We start from the raw sequence: 20,180 nt of genomic DNA on the forward strand, positions 1-20,180 counted from the left end.
ATGAGTAATTTGCTGACCACGTTAGATAAGATGCAGGAAGTGCTGGTGTCTCTGGCCACCGTGCTGGATGAAGAGCAACAACAGCTGTCGTCTGGAATGATCAACAGCAACAACTTGCAGCGCATTACAGAAGATAAAAGTGCGCTACTGAGTACGTTGAATTATTTAGACGAGATGCGTCGTAGTAACGAGAAAAGTCTGGGTACATCTGCCCCTTATCGTGGTCAGAGTGACATGGCGCGCCGCTGGGAAGGTATCCAGCAGCACACACGCCGGTTACACAATGCAAATACTCATAACGGTATTTTGTTGCAGCATCAAATTACCTTTACCCATGACGCTCTAGACGTTCTGAAACCTCACCAGACGCAGGCGTTTTATGGCCCGGACGGGAAAGGACAAGGGCAGGCAACGCTAAGCCGTAAAGGCTGACCGGTGTTGCTGTCACTCCCCAGAGACAACCTGTTGTCTCTGCTGGGTTATGACAAACCTTAAGTCATCCGTCTTGAAAAAACCGTCATCTCACAGGGATGACGGTTTTTTTATATCCCAACGCCCGGGTCTGAACGCGCCTGCGCGCTGCCATATCGATTCTTTCGGCGCGTGCGCCTCGCCATTTATGAAATAGCAGACTGATATCAGGCTTGCCTGAGACGTTGCAAGACTCCGTGAAACGCTTTTTTTTCGCTACATCACAGGTTGTACCTTCATCACAAGGCTTTATTCATCAACCCTTGCCATAACATGAGCCGGTATCACCTGCGCTTAATAGCGCAACCAGGAGCGTTGCATCATGGCTGTCATTGAGTGAGGCCGAGGGAACGCCGTACCTCACCTTGCTCTGCGCTTGGGCAGTAAAAAGCCGCAACGTGATCCGTTGCGGCTTGCATAAAGGGTTAACACATCACGCTACGCTCAAGGCATTGTTACATTCAGACGGTCGTGCGTCGCGCATAATCGCGCAGGCGAAAGCCCATCAGCCCAAGCGCCAGGAAGTAAGCGCCACCGCCAACGGCACAGACCAACGCCAGCCGCAGCAAACGCCACAGCATGTTGCCCTGCTCCCAGACAGGCATCCAGTAGAGCATCGCAAACAGCGCGGCAGCCATTATCACGACAGCCACGAATAAACGCAGTAAAAAACCTACCCATCCCGGTTGCGGCTGGAAGATTTTCTTTTTACGCAGTTGCCAGTAAAGCAGCGCGGCATTCAGACAGGCACCCAAACCAATTGAGAGCGCCAGCCCGGCATGCTTAAGAGGGCCGATAAAGGCCAGGTTCATAAGCTGAGTCACAATCAGCGTTACAATAGCAATCTTGACCGGGGTTTTAATGTCCTGACGTGAATAGAATCCCGGTGCCAGAACTTTCACCACAATCAGGCCCATCAGACCGACCGAATAGGCGATCAGGGCGCGCTGAGTCATCGCCGCATCAAAAGCGGTAAACTTGCCATACTGGAACAACGCGATAGTCAGAGGCCCGGACAACATGCCTAACGCCACCGCACTGGGTAACGCCAGCAAAAAGCATAAGCGCAGGCCCCAGTCCATTAAGCGCGAATATTCATCATGATTGCCACTGGAGAAACTTTTCGCCAGTGACGGCAACAAAATGGTTCCCAGCGCAACGCCCAGTACGCCAGAAGGAAACTCCATCAGGCGGTCGGCATAATACATCCAGGAAACGGAACCAGACACCAAAAAAGAAGCAAAAATGGTGTTGATGATGAGCGAGATTTGACTGACCGACACGCCCAGAATCGCGGGCCCCATTTGACGCATAACGCGCCATACACCGGCATCACGCAGGTTGAGACGCGGCAGGACCAGCATCCCCAGTTTTTTGAGATGGGGTAACTGGTAGCCCAGTTGTAACACGCCGCCCACCACTACGGCCCACGCCAGTGCCATAACCGGCGGATGAAAGTGCGGTGCGGCAAAAAGGGCAAAACCAATCATGCTGACATTCAGCAAGGTTGGCGCAAATGCGGGAACGGAGAAACGGTTCCAGGTGTTCAGTATCGCCCCGGCCAGGGACGCCAGGGAGATCAGCAGAATATACGGAAAGGTTACGCGCAACAGCGCGCTGGTGAGGGCGAATTTATCTGCGGTGTCCGCAAACCCCGGCGCGGTCACCAGAATAACCCAGGGCGCGGCAACCATTCCTGCCACGGTCACCAGGGCCAGTGCCAGGGTAAGCAGCCCCGATACGTAGGCCACAAACAACCGGGTGGCTTCTTCTCCCTGCTTACTTTTGTATTCCGCCAGAATGGGGACAAAAGCCTGCGAGAACGCGCCTTCAGCAAAAATACGTCGCAGCAAATTGGGCAGTTTAAACGCCACAAAGAAGGCGTCAGTGGCCATGCCGGCACCGAATACGCGCGCCACAATGGCATCACGGGCGAAGCCCAGCACGCGGGAAAACAGAGTCATAGAACTGACCGCTGCCAGCGATTTCAACAAATTCATAATTGATGGGGCATCCTGAAAAGAATCGGCTAAATGCGTGACTTAGCACGGGTTAGGTCACAGCTCGGGCGATAGTCTACTGCCATCGTACGAAATGACCAGCGCTGAGTGTTACAAGGCATTATTCCCGTTCGGCATCGCGCCACATCGATTCGACCACGCGTTGCGCCAGCAGGGCCTGCTCGCCGCTGGTCTCCGGCTTTGTCTGATTTTCGACACATTGAATAAAATGTTCTGCCGCCCCGACAAAACCGCGTTGGGCAAGATGGCTCTGCCATGGCGCAGGCGGTGTCATGATCACGCCCGCTCCTCGCTCCTCCTGCCAGTCGCGCATATCCAGAATATCAATGCACTTGCCATCCCCTACCGCGCTGATGCGTTCACGCTGGCTTCCTGCGCGACGATGCATGCTGGTGGTCACCTGCACCTGGCCGGCATTGAAATGGTGCTCAGCATAGAGCATTTGTCCCTGTTCATTGGTGGCGATATGTCCCTGCCGGGGAAGCGTGCGTCCTCCGGCCAGCCACAGCGCGGTGTCAACAACATGAAGGTAATCATCCAGTAAGGTGAAGCGCAGATCATATGGCCCTACGCTGTCGCCGCGGTGCTTCTCAATGCGCAGTGAGGCAACGGCGTCCATCTCTGCCTTGAGCTGCTGATAGCGGGGCGCAAAACGGCGGTTAAAGGCCACCATCAACCGGCGCTGTTTCTTTTCGGCCAGCGTCACCAGCATTTCAGCCTGGTTAAGGGTTTCCGCCAGCGGTTTATCCACACACACATCCTTTCCTGCCAGCAGCAGCGCATGCACCACTTCGTAGTGGCTGGCGGTACTGGTATGAACAAACACGGCATCACAGGCGGCAGCAAGATCATTCAACGAACCGAAACACGGAATACGATAACGTTCACAGACGACCTGCGCTTTTGCCTGATTAGGGGAAAAGGCACCGACCAACTGCCAGGATTGAGCCTGAGACAGAACAGGCAGCCAGGCCTTTTGTGCAATACCACCCAACCCGACTACACCAATGCGAATCGTCATCTATTGTTCTCTTTCCAGTAAAAGCGCCAGTTGCGCCTGTAAGTCTGCAACAGACTGCTCCAGCAACGTCACGCGTTCCAGTAGCGCAGCATCATCCGGGACGGCATCAGCCTGAGAGGGTATTTGCTCCACGTCGCCGGCAAACAGGTGCATAAAACGGCTTTCACGTTTGCCGGGTTCGCGGGCCAGGCGCACCACCATTGCACCGTCCTCGCGCGATGCCAGCACTTCCAGGGTCTGTTCAACCTCGGTGACATCTGCAAACTCATGCAGGCGACCACTTCGCGTGCGCAGTTCGCCCGGGGTTTGCGCCCCGCGCAGGAACAGTAATGTGAGCACGGCGACTTCTGCACGACTCAGTTGCAAATGACCAAAAGCTGAATTGCAGAAACGCTGTTCGTATTTAACGACCCGTTGACCGAAGCCGCTGTTAGACGTGACCAGGTGTTTTTTTACCAGAAGATCGAGTTCAGCCTGCACGTCGCTTTCGCTCAGCGCCATAACCGGTTCGCGGTTTGATTTCTGATTACAGGCGGTCACTACGCCGTTTAATGAGAGCGGATACTGTTCCGGTGTAGTGATTTGCTTTTCCAGCAGGCAACCCAGAACGCGCAGGGCCTGCGCTGATAAGGCCATCTTCATTCAGCATTCCTCTTCTTACCCACGACGATTAGGTGTCCATTCTTTGCAGGTTAACGCCGTGAGGACATGATCCTGCCACTGGCCGTTAATCATTAAATAATTTTTAGCATATCCCTCTTTTTCAAAGCCCAGGCGCGCCAGCAGATCACCACTGCGCTGGTTGTGCGGCATATAGTTAGCCATGATGCGATGAATATATTGTTGCCGCTGCATGTACGGGATCGCCGACTGCAGTGCCTCAAACATCATGCCCTGCCCCTGCCACTTCTCACCGAGAGAATAGCCGAGATAGCAGGCATGAAACGCCCCACGCAGGACATTGCTAAAGTTCGCCACGCCGCGGACTTCCGTTTCGTTGCTGTCCATCAAAACAAAGTAGAAAGCTGAACCCTGTTTGTGCATCTCTGCAATCAGGCCCAGCCGGGCCTGCCAGCCAGACGGATAGCAGTGGCTGTCATCACGTACCGGTTCCCAGGGCCTGAGAAAATCGCGATTTTCAGCATAGTAGTCCGCTAATCGCCACGCATCGCGTTCGTGAACCAGTCTTACCACCAGCCGCTCGGTTGTGAGTCGCACCCTCAGCGCGGCAGAACGATAGCCAAACATCATCTCTCCTGAAATCCATGGCGGGAAGGAAATGCCAGTCTTTGATAACATTCACTATAACCGTCGCCAGGTCTGCGGTAAAACGTTACACACACAATGGCCGCCGGGCTGTTTGTTTATCATCCGACACGCTGACCGAGTAGGTGATCGGAATGGTTTTACGCTGACCGGTATGATAAAGGCCGCGTCTGATGTCGCCGTGGTTTTCATCCCTTCCTTGCTTCGCCTTGACAGCATCAGCCCCTGACAAAGCCGCCTGACTTGCGCCAGAAGGCGCATTTACCGGACAAGCTCAGGCCGTGCATTTATGCCTGTGGGACCTCCAGCGCCCTGGCTGAAAGGCACATACGGCAACGCCATCTCAGCCCATTCCTGATGACAGACTGCCTGCATTCAGGCAGGCTATGGCGTGATCTACTTTTTCATTTAAATGAGGGAAATATGAAGAAGGCTTTTTACGGGCTGATTGCCCTGTTTTTAGCGGTATTGCTGAGCGGCTGTAATCAGTTAACCCAATACACCATCAGCGAACAGGAAGTGAATCAGGCACTGCAAAAACACAATAACTTCGAAAAAGACATTGGTGTGTCGGGACTGGTTAATGCCCATATCGTGCTGAATAACCTCACCAGTCAGATTGGTCGTGAGGAGCCGGGTAAGGTCACGTTATCGGGTAATGCCAAGATCAATGTGTCCTCGCTGTTTGGCCCACAGCAGGCCGATATGCAACTCAAGATGCGCGCCCAACCTGTGTTCGATCAACAGCAAGGTGCCGTCTACCTGCGTGATATGGAAATCGTGGATGCGCAGGTTCAGCCAGACAAGATGGCTTCTATCATGAAAACGCTGACGCCCTACCTGAATCAGTCGCTAAAAAGCTATTTTGACCAGCAGCCTGCGTATGTGCTGAGCGCCGACCGCAGTAAAGCTGAATCGCTGGCGAAAAAATTTGCTAAAGGTCTGGAAGTTAAACCTGGCGAACTGGTGATTCCGTTCACCGATTAATGCTTTATCGATGTCGTTATCCCGCTTCAATTCCGCGCTTTTCGGCGCGGATTTTTTTTGAGATGCAAAAACAGGTGCAAACGGTTGCCTGAGTCCTTATGCTTATAACCCGGCCCAAACACGCCATTCGTTTATCCTTCATGCCGGAGCCGTATTAATGACCGCACAACCTCAGCAACTTACTATCCGCCGCCCAGATGACTGGCATATCCATCTTCGTGATGACGATATGCTTAAAACCGTGCTGCCTTATACCAGCGCGGTCAATGGTCGTGCCATCGTCATGCCTAACCTGGTTCCGCCGGTGATAAGCGTCGCAGCGGGCGAAGCTTATCGCGATCGCATTCTGGCCGCTTTGCCTGATGGTCATGCTTTTACGCCGCTGATGACCTGCTATATTACTGACTCGTTAGATCCTGAAGAACTGACACGCGGCTTCCGTTCCGGGTTGTTCACTGCAGCCAAGCTCTATCCTGCTCATGCGACCACCAATTCCAGTCATGGCGTCACCAATATTCAGTCAATTACCTCGGTGCTGGAGCGGATGCAAACGCTGGGCATGCCGCTGTTGGTGCACGGTGAAGTCACCGACGCGCATATTGATATCTTTGATCGCGAAGCCCGCTTTATTGAAACGGTAATGGAGCCGCTGCGTCAGCAATTTCCTGCGCTGAAAGTCGTGATGGAGCACATTACCACTAAAGACGCGGCGGAATATGTGGAAAGCGCCAATGAAAATCTGGCCGCCACCATTACCCCTCAGCACCTGATGTTCAATCGTAACCATATGCTGGTCGGCGGGATTCGTCCTCATCTTTACTGCCTGCCGATCCTGAAGCGCAATACACATCAGCAGGCTCTGCGTAAGGTGGTAGCCAGCGGTCATCCACGCGTCTTCCTGGGGACCGACACGGCACCGCACTTAAGTCATCTGAAAGAGAGCAGTTGCGGCTGTGCAGGCGTCTTTAATGCGCCAACCTCCCTGCCCGCTTATGCGACGGTATTTGAAGAGCTCGATGCCCTGCAGCATTTTGAAGCGTTCTGTTCTGAGAATGGTCCACGCTTCTATGGCCTGCCGCTTAATCAGGACCAGATCACGCTGGTGCGTGAGCCGTGGACAGTGGCAGAAACCATTGAGATGGATTCACATCAGCTGGTGCCTTTCCTTGCCGGTGAAACGCTGAACTGGCGCGTAAAATAATTTCACTTGCCTCCCGATTAATAATACTGTAGTTATATACAGTATCTTATACGGAGGCTTTTATGCGTGTTGAAATTACCGTTGCCAAGACCCAACCTCTTCCCGCTGGCGCGATGGAAGCCCTGAGCCAGGAGCTGTCGCGCCGCATTGATGAACACTTTCCGCAATTCACGAACCACGTCAAGGTGCGTTACGCCACGGCTAACCAGTTAAGCGTTCTGGGTGGTGATAAAGATACGCGTGATCAAATCAGCGAAATCCTGCAACAAACATGGGAAAGCGCTGACGACTGGTTTATTACCGATTAACCGCTACTGTGCTGTTTTTTGCCGGGTTTCGCCACCCGGTTTTTTTATCTTCATTTAAAGTCTGACTAACCGCTCGCCCCATCTGGACTCCGAATGATCAATGCCCTATGCTGGCGCTGATCATGCATAAAAGGAGTTGCATCCCATGACTACAGACAAACCAGAAGAAGCGATGACCTTTGGCGAGCTGTTAACGCTTATCGGTGAACAGCAGCGTCGTTTAACGGTGCTGGAAAATGCATTCTCCAGCCTGATTTTCTGTCTTGATGACCGGGCCAGTCAGTTACTGGTGCATAATCTTTCTCTTGAAGCGCAAAATCAAAACCATGATGAGCAGCTGCAGCAGCAGTTTGCCCGCCTGGCAGAGACGTTACAAAAGCGCAGCGGCACGACAGGCGCTGAAACCTCGCTTATCTGACGTGGTGTCAACGAGGGATAATAAGCCATTTTTATTGTTCAATTAGGGCGATTACTGCCCCAGCATTCAGGTATTATATCTTCTCAGCCTTACCGTTTTAGAAACAAATATTCTGCTTTCAGGCGTTCCGTGATACGTTTAATCAGTAAATCGCTATTTTGCTGTTATAATTGTTTCGCAGTGGAAATTAAAAAGCCGCATTGAACCTCATCATGCACTTCGTTTAACGAGTAATAAGGAGGTTATAATGGACAGTCGCAAAGATGTAATTCAGACCCATCCACTGGTGGGCTGGGATATTAGTACTGTTGACAGCTATGATGCGATGATGATCCGTCTGCACTCCCTTTCGTCGCAAGATCAAACTGAAGAAGACGCAGACGTTGGCCCTACCTACTGGCTGACGACTGATGTAGCAAAGCAGTTCATCTCCATTCTTGAAGCGGGTATCGCTAAGATTGAATCTGCCGAGCAGATAGAACGACTACTAAAGAAGCATTAATACTGCTGCATCAGCAAGGCACCCTCCAGGGTGCCTTTTTTATTGGCCTTTCTGGTATGCTGTTGATTATGTAACCCTTTCAGGAGTTCCATTTTCATGATTTACGATCTTATTGTGGTCGGTAGCGGTTCCGTTGGCGCAGCCGCAGGCTATTACGCCACACAAGCGGGCCTCTCCGTGCTGATGATTGACAGCGCACATCCGCCCCATACTCAAGGCGCTCACCACGGCGAAAGCCGCCTCATCCGTCATGCTTACGGAGAAGGCGAACGCTATGTCCCTTTGGTTTTGCGGGCACAAGCATTATGGGATGCGCTGGAACAGCAGGCTGGCGAACGCATCATGCACCGTTGCGGCGTCTTAAATATCGCGCCCGCGCATTCCGAATTTATCCAAAACGTCATCAATAGCGCAAAAACCTGGCAGCTTGCTGTCGAGGTATTACAGGCCGAGGAAGTCCGAAAACGCTGGCCACAGTTTACCGTTCCCGATGGTTATCTGGGTGTCTTTGAACCTCAGTCCGGCTTTTTAAAAAGCGAACAGGCCGTACGAAGCTGGATTCAGCTGGCCGAAAAACAGGGCTGCGCGCAGCTGTTTAACTGCCCGGTGACGCAAATCAGCCGCGAAGGCGATTTACAGCAGGTCACCACTCTTGACGGCATTTATCGCGGTCGCAAGATGCTGGTGAGCGCAGGCACATGGGTGAGCAAACTGATACCTGACCTGCCGGTATCACCAACACGTAAAGTCTTTGCCTGGTATCAGGCGGATGGGCGCTACAGTGAAAACAATGCGTTTCCGGGGTTCACCTGTGAAATGGCCGATGGCAGCCAGTATTACGGCTTCCCCGCCGATAACAACGCCCTGAAGGTAGGCCGCCATGACGGTGGTCAGCTGATGACCCAACCGGAAGATCGCAAACCTTTCGGCAGCCTTGCCGCCGATGGCAGTGAAACATTTCGCTTTTTACGCCAGTTCTTGCCCGGCGTGGGCGTATGTCTGCACGGCGAAGCCTGTAGCTATGATTTCAGTCCCGATGAAGATTTTATTATCGATACCTTGCCGGGCGAACCCAATCGTCTGGTGATAACCGGCTTAAGCGGCCACGGATTTAAATTTGCCAGCGTGTTAGGTGAGCTCGCCAGTCAGTTTGCTCAGAACCAGCCTTTTGAATTTGATCTTTCGCCGTTCAGGCTGTCACGTTTTCATTAAAAACGGTGCGGCGAACGGGATTAACCTGGCGCCGCGCTGACATAAATTTACAGTCAGCGGTTTTTTTGCGTTTTATTCCCTTGTTATCTCTCCGTTACCGGCCTGTTTTGTCCCCTTTTTGCCTTTTTCATCCATTCTGGAATTTTCTCATTCAATAATATTGTGCTTACCCGATTCACTTCGCGAGTCGATTTCATCAGTACACAAGATATTTATAGAAAAGTAAGCATTATTGCTTTTGTGTTTCATTCTGTAGATTCTTATTTCCACTTATTCTTAAGATGCCGCTGCAAAATGTCGCTAAATAATTCATCCAGCCATTATGGATTGCTCTCTGTTTTCTTACACTGGTCAATGGCATTGGTCATTTATGCCATGTTCGCACTGGGTTTATGGATGGTCGGTCTGAGCTATTACGATACCTGGTATCACAATGCGCCAGAGATCCATAAAAGCATTGGTGTCATGCTGATGCTGGCCCTGATTATTCGTCTCCTGTGGCGCGTGATTTCCCCGCCGCCCAAACCCCTGAGCAGCTACTCTACCGCCGTGCGTATCAGCGCGGTCGTCGCGCATTGGTTACTTTACAGCCTGCTTATCGCCATTTTGTTCAGCGGTTATTTAATCTCTACCGCCGACGGCAAACCCATTTCCGTATTCGGGTGGTTTCCCCTGCCTGCTCTACTGACCGGCGCGGGCGAACAGGCAGATTTAGCGGGAGATATTCATTTATGGCTGGCATGGAGCATTGTGATCCTTTCGGGCTTACATGGCCTGGCCGCGTTAAAACACCACTTTATCGATCGCGATATCACCCTGAAAAGGATGCTGGGTCTGCGCATCCGATCAACCTCTGAAAAGGAAAAGTAATATGTTTAAGAAAACGCTTCTGGCCATCACAAGCGCCGGTTTACTGCTGGGTTCACTGACCGCCAACGCGGCGGATTACAAAATTGATAAAGAAGGCCAGCACGCCTTTGTTCAGTTCCGTATTCAGCATTTAGGCTACAGCTGGCTGTACGGCACCTTTAAAGACTTTGATGGCTCATTCAGCTTTGATGCCAATAACCCCTCGGCGGATAAAGTGGATGTCACCATTAACACCAACAGCGTGGACACCAACCATGCCGAGCGTGACAAACACATTCGTGGCCCGGAATTCCTGAATGTCGCAAAACATCCGACGGCGACATTTAAGTCCACGGCAGTGAAAAAAGAGGGCGACAAGCTGGCCGTAACGGGTGATTTAACGCTGAACGGCGTGACAAAACCGGTGACGCTGGAAGCCAAAATGATGGGCGAAGGTAAGGACCCATGGGGCGGCTATCGTGCCGGCTTTGAAGCCGAAGGCGAGATAGCGCTGAAAGACTTTAACATTACCCAGGATTTGGGCCCTGCTTCTCAGAAGGTTGAGTTAATCATCTCAGTGGAAGGCGTGCGTAAGTAATAACAAGCCGCCTGAAGCCAGGCTTCAGGCGGCGGCGACTATTTGCGGGTTGGCGCTGGAATAGTCATATTCAACAAACCACGCGACTTATTGAAGATTTTATTCCCGTTCTCACGTCCGGCGCGGCGGGCACGTTGTTCTTCAGGTGACAGGCGCGCTTCCTCCTGGCACAGCGGGCTACAGCAGTGCTCGTACTTTTCCGCACAACTTTCACACTGGATGAACAACAGGTGGCAACCGTCATTGACGCAGTTTACGTGGGTGTCACAAGGCGTACCGCACTGATGGCAGTTAGATAACACATCATCTGAAATGCGCTCACCCATACGTTCATCAAAAACAAAGTTTTTACCTTTGAAGCGTACCGGTAAATTTTGTTCACGTGCACGGCGGGCATATTCAATAATGCCGCCCTCGACATGGTAGACATCCTCAAAACCGTTATGCCGCATCCAGGCGCTGGCTTTTTCACAGCGAATTCCCCCCGTGCAGTACATCACGATTTTTTTATCTTTCTTGTCCTTGAGCATGTCCACAGCCATGGGCAGTTGCTCGCGGAACGTATCGGCGGGCACCTCAAGCGCATTGTCAAAACGCCCCACTTCATACTCGTAGTGATTTCGCATATCGACGAAGACCGCGTCAGGATCGTCGAGCATGGCATTCACGTCTGCCGCCTTCAAATAGTTGCCAACATCGCTGGCATCAAAGGTCTCGTCATCGATGCCATCGGCAACAATGCGGTCACGCACTTTCAACCGCAGTACCCAGAATGATTTGCCATCGTCGTCGAGCGCAATATTCATTCGCAGGTTATTCAACGCCGGATCAAAGCCGTACAGAAAAGCTCTCATCGCCTCGTACTGGCTGGCGGGAACGCTGAGCTGTGCATTGATACCTTCGTGCGCGACGTAAATACGGCCAAACACCTTTAACGCGGTTAAACCGAGGTACAGTTCGTCACGAAACGCTTTTGGATCGGCAATAGTGAAATACTTGTAAAAAGAGACTGTGGTGCGCGGCTCGGTTTCAGCCAACATACGCGCCTTCAGCTCTTTATTGGAAACAAGGTTATGTAACACTGGCATGGTGTTCGTTCCTGTTATCAATAGAAGAAATTTAGCGCGCACATGATACCTGAATTGATAAAAATGCGAAGCGTATAAGAAAAATTGATAGTTAAACCTGTACATTTTCGTTGGCCCGAGTACTTATATCTCTCTTTTTTCACTCCCGGCAACAATCTGCGAAATGTTGTAACATTTCAGCAGTGGGAAAAAAAATGGCACAATAACCGCAACTGACGAAAAACAGCACCGCTGGTGCACGACGCAGGATAATAATATTTAAGATGACCCAATTGCCTCAATTTTCACGTGCGCTTCTTCATCCCCGCTATTGGTTTACCTGGCTGGGTGTCGTTTTACTGTATATCCTGGTATTGCTGCCCTATCCGCTGCTCTATGCGCTGGGTAGCGGCATTGGTCGCCTTGCCAGACGATTTATGAAACGACGCGTTGCCATTGCTCGCCGTAATCTTGAACTCAGCTTCCCGGATATGCCCGATGTCGATCGCGAAGCCATGATCAAGCATAACTTTGAATCGGTGGGCATGGGACTGATTGAAACCGGCATGGCCTGGTTCTGGCCCGACTGGCGGATTCACAAATGGCACAAACCTTCTGGTCTGGAACACATACAGCAGGCGCATGACACCCAGCGTGGCGTGTTGTTAATTGGCATGCATTTTTTAACGCTGGAGATCGGCGCACGGATGTTTGGCATCCACAATCCCGGCATCGGCGTTTATCGGCCCAACGACAACAAACTCATCGACTGGCTGCAGACGCGAGGCCGCATGCGATCAAACAAAGGGATGTTAGATCGCAAGGATCTTAAAGGCATGATTCGGGCGTTGAAGCGTGGCGATATTATCTGGTACGCACCCGATCATGATTATGGCCCGCGCAGCAGCGTATTTGTGCCCTTCTTTGGCGTCGAAAAGGCGGCAACCACCGTGGGTACGCATATGCTCATTCGTACCGGTAAACCGGCGGTTATTCCCTTTGTACCGCGTCGTCTGCCTGAAGGGCGCGGCTACGAGTTGATTATTTTGCCTGACGTGAGCGCTGACTTTCCGCTGACCAGCGATGAAGACACCGCACTGCGCATGAATAAGGTGGTGGAAGACGGTGTGCTACTGGCACCTGAGCAGTACATGTGGCTGCACCGTCGTTTTAAAACCCGTCCAGAGGGTGAACCCTCCCGCTATTGAGTCCACTGCGGCGTCGCGGTCCGTGCCTGTAGCGGACCGCGATGGCGCGGTCGATGATGATGATAATGATAAACGACAGTGACATAAGAGTGACATCAGCCCCAAGGGGTGTGTGCGCTCTGATTCAGCAGTAGAGATCGTGTTAGCATCCTTAAGCATGGTGTTCCACCGGAAACCGCGCTGATACCACCGCGAGCGCTGCCGCTTAACTGATTCATTACGGAAAAACTCATGCTCTGGCTTATCTCGAAATATGCGATCACCGCCCTGATGGTGGTGATCATTTCTGAAGCGGCCAGGCGCAGCGATCGCCTGGGTGGACTGCTGGCGGCGCTGCCGCTTGTCACTATCCTTGTGCTGATCTGGATGAAAATTGAAGGACAGACCCAGGCGAAAATTGCCGCTCATGCCTGGTATACGTTTTGGTATGTGGTTCCGACCCTGCCGATGTTTATCCTGTTTCCTTTTCTGTACCAACGCACCGGCTTCTGGCTCACGCTGGGACTCAGTTGCCTGATCACCCTCACCCTGTTCGTGCTGTGGGCGTTATGCCTGAAAAGGTTTGGTATCGACCTGCTTTAGCACGTCATTCCCATCTGCTACTCAACCCAGCAGGCTTGCATACAGAGCCGTTATTCAGCCAGTAAACGCCTCTGATGGTGCAGTTTATGGCCCGAATTTCTGACCTGCGCAGCGTCCTGACTTTCCCTCCTGAAATTTTGGTCTATTCTTCACTGAAATCACGTTAATCAGGCAAGGAGAGAAGCATGAGTATGTTCACTACACTGGAAGAAGCGATTGAGGCTGCACGTGAAGAATTTCTCGTCAGTCATCCGGATATTGAGCAAGACGATGCCTCAATCAACCAGTTTGGCCTGCAAAAATATGTGATGCAGGATGGCGACATCATGTGGCAGGCAGAGTTTTTTGAAGATGAAGGGGATTCAGGCGAGTGTTTACCGGTGCGCAGCGGTGAAGCCGCTCAGGCTATTTTCGACGGCGATTTCGATGAAATTGAACTGCGTCAGGAGTGGTTAGCGGAGAATACGCTGCATGAATGGGATGACGGTGAGTTCCAGCTTGAGCCCCCGCTGGACAGCGAGGAAGGTAAAGCCGCTGCACAGGAATGGGAAGACGACAACAGCGACTCTGACCGCAGTTACTCATAAGGTCCGTGGCTGGCATCCACCGGTATCAGTAAAGTATCGACCACCAGCGACAGCGGCAGGTCGAGAATCGTGATCACCCGCCATGCGCCATCCCGGATATCCCACTTTACGCCAGAATAAAACTGATTACCGTGTCCCTGTCCGGGCACGGTACGGCTGATAATACTGCCGCAGCCGCTCAGGGTGACAACAGCCAGGGATAACGCGGTTAATTTAGCGAATTTATTCACAGTTGTGACCCAGATTAAACAGCCGCTATTTTAATCACGAGTGAGGCTGGGTTGCCATCCCATTTCGGTAAAAGTGCAAAATAATGTTGCTGTCTGTAACCTGACGACAGGCATAAAAAAAGCGGCATCTCTGCCGCTTTTTAAGTATTACGCCTGATGCGGTAGCGCATCGGGGTTGAGAGGGAGTTTTTGATAACTCTCTACCCACTGATGATACTTCTCACCGTTTTCCCACAAGCGAGTATGCACACGAGCCAGCACCACCGGATCGCTGATCAGCTGCAGACGCTGCTCCCGACTCAGTTTTTCAGGTGCATCACTCAATGCCTGATCAACCCGGCGATCGCGCGCATAATCCAGCAACTGACTCTGCTTATGACGTGAGGTGGCCAGTGCCGTCGCCAGGGCGTTAAACGCCGGATGGAACAGCGCATGCATAAAGCCATTTTTCAGCGCACGTTGACGGTTCAGCTCCACATAGCGGTCTGTGTCTAACAGCTCCTTCGGCGGATCGTACTCCTCCGGTATCAGGAACAGCTTCGCGTTCTTACTCTTAATGCCAAGGCCTGAGCGGCTCGACATCACCGATACAAAAGGTGACAGAATAAGCGAGAACACGATAGGTGCCAGCCACCACAGGAAGTTGAGATCCAGCCAGCCCATGCCGGCGGCCCAGACGATACCTAATGCCATTTGTGAACCGTGGCGCTTAAAGGCTTCGCTCCATGGCGTTGCATCATCGTCACGCTGTGGCGAGTTCCACACCACTTCCCAGCCCAGGAACGCGCTGACCACAAAGACGGTGTGGAACAGCATACGTACCGGCGCCAGCAGTACCGAGAACAGCATTTCCAGCAGCAGAGACACGAACAGACGCAGTGCACCACCGTAAGGTTTCGCCCCTTTGCACCAGATCAGCACGACGCTCAGCAGTTTCGGCAGGAACAACAGTACCAGCGTGGTTGAGAACAGGGCTATCGCCAGTTCAGGACGCCACTGCGGCCACACCGGGAACAGCTGTCTTGGCTGCAGGAAGTAGGTCGGCTCCATCAGCGTATGTACCACCTGAAGCGCGGTGGACAGTGCCAGGAACAGAAACCACAACGGTGCTGACAGATAGGACATCACGCCCGTCAGGAAGACGGCACGGTGAACCGGATGCATTCCTTTCACCAGGAACAGGCGGAAGTTCATCAGGTTACCATGACACCAGCGGCGGTCACGTTTAAGCTCGTCCAGCAGGTTTGGCGGAAGCTCCTCATAGGAGCCCGGCAAATCATAGGCGATCCAGACGCCCCAACCGGCACGGCGCATCAAGGCCGCTTCAACGAAGTCATGCGACAGGATGGAACCGGCAAACGAACCTTCGCCAGGCAACGGTGCCAGCGCGCAGTGCTCGATAAAGGGTTTCACACGGATGATGGCGTTATGGCCCCAGTAGTGCGACTCACCCAACTGCCAGAAGTGCAGACCGGCGGTAAATAACGGCCCATAAACCCGGGTAGCAAACTGCTGGCAACGCGCATACAGCGTGTCCATGCCCGACGCTTTTGGCGATGACTGAATGATACCGGCATTAGGATTCGCATCCATCATGCGCACCAGCCCCGTCAGACATTCCCCGCTCATGACGCTATCGGCATCCAGCACCACCATATAGCTGTAGTTGCTGCCCCAGCGGCGGCAGAAGTCATCAATGTTGCCGCTTTTACGTTTCACACGACGACGACGACGACGGTAGAAAATCTTGCCTGCGCCACCAACATCACGGACCAGTTCCATCCAGGCTTTCTGCTCAGCAATGGCGATGTCGGCATCATAGCTGTCGCTCAGGATGTAAACATCAAAGTGCTCAGCATTACCCGTGCGTACCACGGATTCCCAGGTCGCCCGTAAACCGGCGAAAACGCGTCCCACGTCTTCGTTACAGATCGGCATGATCAGTGCGGTACGGTGCTCAGGATTAAGCGGTTCATCCCCGACGGTAGAGTAAGAAATACTGTATTTATCCCGGCCAATGAGCAGTTGCAGAAAGCCCATCAATGCCGTCCAGAAGCCCGCCGAAACCCAACAGAACAGAATCGCAAACAGGAACAAAATCCCGGTCTGCAACACATAAGGCAGGATCTGCATGACAGACTGCTGCCAGTTCTGGTTGATCATGTCCATGGGGTCCAGCAACGTCCAGCCCTGGTAAGGCAAAATGGTTTTCATATACCAGGTGGCGACCACGGTCTGCATGATGGTGAGGATCAACAGGATATAGCGGCGAATGGAGCCAACGTGACGCCACTTTTCTTCGGCGCGCTGCTCTTCGACCGTCGCATAACGGGGCACAGACTTATGGCCACGTAATGAGTCCCAGGCACGTGCCAGCGGGTTTGTTCGCCAGGCTTCGGGGAACATCAATGAACGCTTCACTTTCGGCATCGCCTTCAGCGTGGTGCGATCAAGATAATCCTTGCCCAACTGCTGGCCGTCAGCGAGGGAATCGGACCAGGCCATTTCCACGCGTGACGATACCGATTTTAAGGGTGCATCGTCAGGACGATCGCTGGCAGCCACATCCCGGCCCAGCGATTCGTGTAACTGGTGAAACGTCTGCGCGTTTTGTAATGACGCAGCCAGACGCATTTTTCCTGCCGCATCCAGCGGCAGGGCTTCTACATAACGTTGAGGTGTAAAAGTCAGATTATTCATTGGCAGGTAACTGATAGCTCCAGGTTTCCGTCAATGTTTTGTCACCGCTCACCAGCGCTGCGCGCATCTCCGTGGCCTGCTTGTTATCTTTAACACGCAGACGCAGTACCAGACGCCAGCCTTTGGTCACCGGATTGTAGCGAACGCTTTGTTCCACCACTTCACCGTTTTTACCTACGCTGACCTGCGGTGCAACCTGGCTGTCGGCAGGCATTTCACTCATGTCTTTCCCAACGAAATCGATGGTGAAGGCCACGGTGCCATCCGGTTGACGGACTAAATTTGACTGCTTCACGTCGCCAGCTGAACGCAGAGTATCTTTCACCCAGGCAACATCGTCAGAATGCAGTTTGTTTTCATTACGGCCAAAGTGCAGACGATAGTTGAAATCCATCGCTTTGCCCGGTTCTGGCAGGTTTTCCGGTGTCCAGAAAGCCACGATGTTATCGTTCGTCTCATCGGCGGTTGGAATCTCCACCAGCTCAACGCGCCCTTTGCCCCAGTCACCGAGTGGCTCAACCCAGCCGCTCGGGCGCAGGTCGTAACGGTCATCCAGATCCTGATAGTTATTGAAATCACGGCCGCGCTGTAACAGCCCGAAGCCTTTAGGATTTTCAATCGTATAGGTGCTCACGGCCAGATGGCGTGGGTTATTCAGCGGACGCCAGATCCACTCACCGTTGCCGCTGTGAATCGACAGACCGTCTGAATCATGCAGTTCAGGGCGGAAATTAGACACTGGCGATGGCTGGTTGCGGCCAAACAGGAACATACTGGTTAACGGTGCAATGCCCAGTTTACCGACGCTGTCACGTAAATAGACTTTGGTCTGCACATCCACCGTGGACTCCTGGCCCGGGTGAATCGTAAAGCGGTAAGCACCGGTTGCGCGTGGCGAATCCAGCAGCGCATAGATTACCAGCTGCTTGTCCTGCGGTTTTGGACGCTCAATCCAGAACTCTTTAAAACGCGGGAACTCTTCGCCTGAGGGCAGCGCAGTATCGATTGCCAGACCACGAGCAGACAGACCATAGACCTGGCCTGCACCAATCACGCGGAAATAGCTGGCGCCGAGGAAGCTGGCGATTTCGTCATCTTTCTTGTTCTTACTGTTCAACGGATACAGGACTTTGAAACCGGCAAAGCCAAGGTTTTTAACCGCATCGGCATCGTGTTTCACATTGCCGAAGTTGAAATAATCAGGACTGTATTTGATTTCACGTACCGTATTGGCGGTGATCTCGTTAATTTTCACCGGCAGATCGAAGTACATCCCCTGATGATAGAATTCGAGTTTGAACGGCGTACGCAGTTTGCCCCAATACGCTTTATCGTGGTTGAACTGAATCTGCTGGTAGTCAGCAAATTTCATATCACGAAATTGAGAGGGTAAATTACTTTTTGGCGCTTCGAAGCTTTTTCCAGACAGATCTTTGGCTTGTTTAGCCACATCATCAAAGTTAAACGCCCAACTGTTGTTGGCATACAAAGCCAGCAGGACTGCCGCGCCAATCCAGCGCATTTTCGTCAGCCCAACATTATTTTTTACTTTAGTCAGCACATCCCCCCCTTTCGTGTGCTTAATACAAACCCGCTTATCTTAATGGATAATTCGGCTTTCCGACAGCTTATGCGCAACAATGTTCCCGATAATCCGCTACTCAGGGGGTGATTTTAGGACAATTAAACGTTACGGGCTCAACTGAGATTCAACTGATAGTAAACTCTGTTATCTGCAGCTAGAATTTCCTTCCGACATAATACGGTTTCAGGGCGAAACCGGCTAAAACGTACTAACGAACTGGAACTTTATGAGTACAATAAAAACTGAGCGTGAATATTTTCTCGACTCCATTCGGGCCTGTTTGATGTTATTGGGCGTGCCGTTTCACGTTTCCCTGATCTATTCGTCACAGAAGTGGGCCGTCAACAGCAGCGAAGCCTCGCTCTGGCTCACCACCCTCAATGATTTTATTCATGCGTTCCGCATGCAGGTCTTTTTTGTCATCTCCGGCTACTTTTCTTACATGCTCTATCTGCGCTATCAGCCTCAGCGCTTTCTGAAAGTGCGTTTAGAGCGGGTTGGCATCCCGATGCTGACAGCAGTGCCACTCATCACGCTTCCGCAGTTTTTTATGCTTAAGGCATGGACAACAAAGTACGCGGACTGGGGCACGCTTCCCCTGTACGACAAATTCAACAACCTGATGTGGGAGCTGATCTCGCACCTGTGGTTTTTACTGGTGCTGTTGATTCTTACCACATTGGGGATGATAACCTTCCGCTGGCTGCGCGATCAGAAGCGTAACATCGATTATCAGCATGTGGGCTGGAGTAAGCTGGCGCTCGGCCTGGTGGTCTGGTGTCTTCTCTGGGGCGGCTTTCGTCGTATTGTGTTTTACACTCACCCTGCGCTGTTAAGCGACGCACTGTTTAATTTTGTCGTGATGCAGACCCTGTTTTACCTGCCCTTTTTCATGTTGGGTGCGCTCAGTTGGAAACATCAGGCATTAAAACAGCTGTTTGTGCGAGTGAATCCGGTGCTGTTTATCGGCGCTGTGCTGCTGCTGGTGGCTTATATCGTCAACCAGCGGACGAGCAGCGGTGAGGGCTGGTTGTATGAGCTGGACGCGTTAATCAGCAGCATGATGGGCCTGTGTATGCTGAACGTCTGTTACAGCCTGGGGCATAAACTGCTTAACTCGCATTCTCCACGCATCATGTACCTGGTGAACGCCTCGCTGTTTATTTACCTGGTGCACCATCCCCTGACGCTGTTATACGGGATCTACGTTACGCCAGTGCTGCATAATAATACGCTGGGCTTTCTGCTGGGCCTGGTCATGGTGTTTGGTGTCTCATTTACGTTGTATGAGTTGCACCTGCGTGTTCCTGTACTGCGCTTTCTGTTTTCCGGTAAACCACAGCAGCGATAACAAAATAAGGCGATCG

21 protein-coding genes are annotated in these 20,180 nt (G+C 52.2%); 13 read left to right on the forward strand and 8 right to left on the reverse strand.

The features are described from left to right. On the forward strand, positions 1-432 hold the full coding sequence (flgN, locus tag QNH99_RS14185; protein ID WP_063879051.1) for a flagellar export chaperone FlgN: 432 nt from the start codon (positions 1-3) through the stop codon (positions 430-432). A gap of 500 nt (positions 433-932) precedes the next feature. Here the strand turns inward: flgN and murJ are convergent, their stop codons facing one another. The 4 genes from murJ to rimJ form a co-directional block, all read right to left on the reverse strand. Beyond that, positions 933-2,471: a murein biosynthesis integral membrane protein MurJ gene (murJ, locus tag QNH99_RS14190; RefSeq protein WP_145394797.1), complete on the reverse strand. Its 1,539-nt coding sequence runs from the start codon at positions 2,469-2,471 to the stop codon at positions 933-935. A gap of 121 nt (positions 2,472-2,592) precedes the next feature. Beyond that, positions 2,593-3,513 (reverse strand): Gfo/Idh/MocA family protein, encoded by a 921-nt coding sequence (locus tag QNH99_RS14195; RefSeq protein ID WP_410516834.1) that lies wholly within the window; start codon positions 3,511-3,513, stop codon positions 2,593-2,595. Further along, positions 3,514-4,155 (reverse strand): DUF480 domain-containing protein, encoded by a 642-nt coding sequence (locus QNH99_RS14200; RefSeq protein ID WP_410516835.1) that lies wholly within the window; start codon positions 4,153-4,155, stop codon positions 3,514-3,516. Positions 4,156-4,170: 15 nt separating this feature from the next. Beyond that, positions 4,171-4,761, reverse strand: a complete 591-nt coding sequence (gene rimJ / locus QNH99_RS14205) for a ribosomal protein S5-alanine N-acetyltransferase (RefSeq protein ID WP_063879045.1) — start codon at positions 4,759-4,761, stop codon at positions 4,171-4,173. 441 nt (positions 4,762-5,202) lie between these two features. Between rimJ and QNH99_RS14210 the strand changes: the two genes are divergently transcribed. The 8 genes from QNH99_RS14210 to QNH99_RS14245 all read left to right on the forward strand — a co-directional run bounded on the left by QNH99_RS14210 (position 5,203) and on the right by QNH99_RS14245 (position 10,854). Further along, on the forward strand, positions 5,203-5,766 hold the full coding sequence (locus QNH99_RS14210; protein WP_096012325.1) for a lipoprotein: 564 nt from the start codon (positions 5,203-5,205) through the stop codon (positions 5,764-5,766). Positions 5,767-5,923: 157 nt separating this feature from the next. Beyond that, entirely contained in the window at positions 5,924-6,967 is a 1,044-nt protein-coding gene (gene pyrC, locus QNH99_RS14215) for a dihydroorotase (RefSeq protein ID WP_410516836.1), read from the forward strand. Positions 6,968-7,029: 62 nt separating this feature from the next. After that, entirely contained in the window at positions 7,030-7,275 is a 246-nt protein-coding gene (dinI, locus tag QNH99_RS14220; RefSeq protein WP_096012324.1) for a DNA damage-inducible protein I, read from the forward strand. A 145-nt stretch (positions 7,276-7,420) separates the two neighbouring features. After that, positions 7,421-7,693, forward strand: coding sequence for a hypothetical protein (locus QNH99_RS14225; RefSeq protein WP_063879040.1), 273 nt, complete (start codon positions 7,421-7,423; stop codon positions 7,691-7,693). A 247-nt stretch (positions 7,694-7,940) separates the two neighbouring features. Then, the gene (gene bssS, locus QNH99_RS14230) at positions 7,941-8,195 is read left to right on the forward strand and encodes a biofilm formation regulator BssS (protein WP_063879039.1); all 255 of its coding nucleotides are present in this window, start codon (positions 7,941-7,943) and stop codon (positions 8,193-8,195) included. 96 nt (positions 8,196-8,291) lie between these two features. Further along, positions 8,292-9,407 (forward strand): N-methyl-L-tryptophan oxidase, encoded by a 1,116-nt coding sequence (solA, locus tag QNH99_RS14235; RefSeq protein WP_096012323.1) that lies wholly within the window; start codon positions 8,292-8,294, stop codon positions 9,405-9,407. 294 nt (positions 9,408-9,701) lie between these two features. After that, a complete protein-coding gene (locus QNH99_RS14240; RefSeq protein ID WP_410516837.1) occupies positions 9,702-10,277 on the forward strand; it encodes a cytochrome b in 576 nt (191 codons plus the stop codon). A gap of 1 nt (position 10,278) precedes the next feature. After that, a complete protein-coding gene (locus tag QNH99_RS14245) occupies positions 10,279-10,854 on the forward strand; it encodes a YceI family protein (protein ID WP_063879036.1) in 576 nt (191 codons plus the stop codon). A 38-nt stretch (positions 10,855-10,892) separates the two neighbouring features. Here the strand turns inward: QNH99_RS14245 and QNH99_RS14250 are convergent, their stop codons facing one another. Then, positions 10,893-11,942: a rhodanese-related sulfurtransferase gene (locus QNH99_RS14250; protein ID WP_063879035.1), complete on the reverse strand. Its 1,050-nt coding sequence runs from the start codon at positions 11,940-11,942 to the stop codon at positions 10,893-10,895. 263 nt (positions 11,943-12,205) lie between these two features. On the opposite strand from QNH99_RS14250, the gene QNH99_RS14255 reads away from it, so the two are divergent. From QNH99_RS14255 to QNH99_RS14265, 3 genes are all read left to right on the forward strand, one after another. After that, positions 12,206-13,129, forward strand: a complete 924-nt coding sequence (locus QNH99_RS14255) for a Kdo(2)-lipid IV(A) acyltransferase (RefSeq protein WP_283379086.1) — start codon at positions 12,206-12,208, stop codon at positions 13,127-13,129. A 231-nt stretch (positions 13,130-13,360) separates the two neighbouring features. Next, on the forward strand, positions 13,361-13,711 hold the full coding sequence (locus QNH99_RS14260; RefSeq protein ID WP_109716064.1) for a DUF3147 family protein: 351 nt from the start codon (positions 13,361-13,363) through the stop codon (positions 13,709-13,711). Positions 13,712-13,896: 185 nt separating this feature from the next. Next, positions 13,897-14,298 carry a MysB family protein gene (locus tag QNH99_RS14265; protein WP_063879032.1) on the forward strand — a complete coding sequence of 134 codons (402 nt, stop codon included), beginning with the start codon at positions 13,897-13,899 and terminating at the stop codon, positions 14,296-14,298. Here the strand turns inward: QNH99_RS14265 and QNH99_RS14270 are convergent. The 3 genes from QNH99_RS14270 to QNH99_RS14280 form a co-directional block, all read right to left on the reverse strand. Continuing rightward, positions 14,289-14,528: a YceK/YidQ family lipoprotein gene (locus QNH99_RS14270; RefSeq protein WP_063879031.1), complete on the reverse strand. Its 240-nt coding sequence runs from the start codon at positions 14,526-14,528 to the stop codon at positions 14,289-14,291. The two genes, QNH99_RS14265 and QNH99_RS14270, sit on opposite strands and share 10 nt — an antisense overlap. A 147-nt stretch (positions 14,529-14,675) precedes the next feature. Then, the gene (gene mdoH / locus QNH99_RS14275; RefSeq protein ID WP_063879030.1) at positions 14,676-17,228 is read right to left on the reverse strand and encodes a glucans biosynthesis glucosyltransferase MdoH; all 2,553 of its coding nucleotides are present in this window, start codon (positions 17,226-17,228) and stop codon (positions 14,676-14,678) included. Then, positions 17,221-18,759 (reverse strand): glucan biosynthesis protein G, encoded by a 1,539-nt coding sequence (locus QNH99_RS14280; protein WP_172823920.1) that lies wholly within the window; start codon positions 18,757-18,759, stop codon positions 17,221-17,223. The genes mdoH and QNH99_RS14280 overlap by 8 nt, the downstream gene beginning before the upstream one ends. A gap of 280 nt (positions 18,760-19,039) precedes the next feature. Here QNH99_RS14280 and mdoC point away from each other — a divergent pair, with 280 nt between their 5' ends. Next, complete coding sequence (gene mdoC / locus QNH99_RS14285; RefSeq protein WP_410515517.1) at positions 19,040-20,164, forward strand: glucans biosynthesis protein MdoC; 1,125 nt, start codon at positions 19,040-19,042, stop codon at positions 20,162-20,164. Positions 20,165-20,180 lie beyond the last annotated feature (16 nt).

Source organism: Pantoea allii (assembly GCF_046529425.1).
GTDB classification, from domain to species: Bacteria; Pseudomonadota; Gammaproteobacteria; order Enterobacterales; family Enterobacteriaceae; genus Pantoea; species Pantoea allii.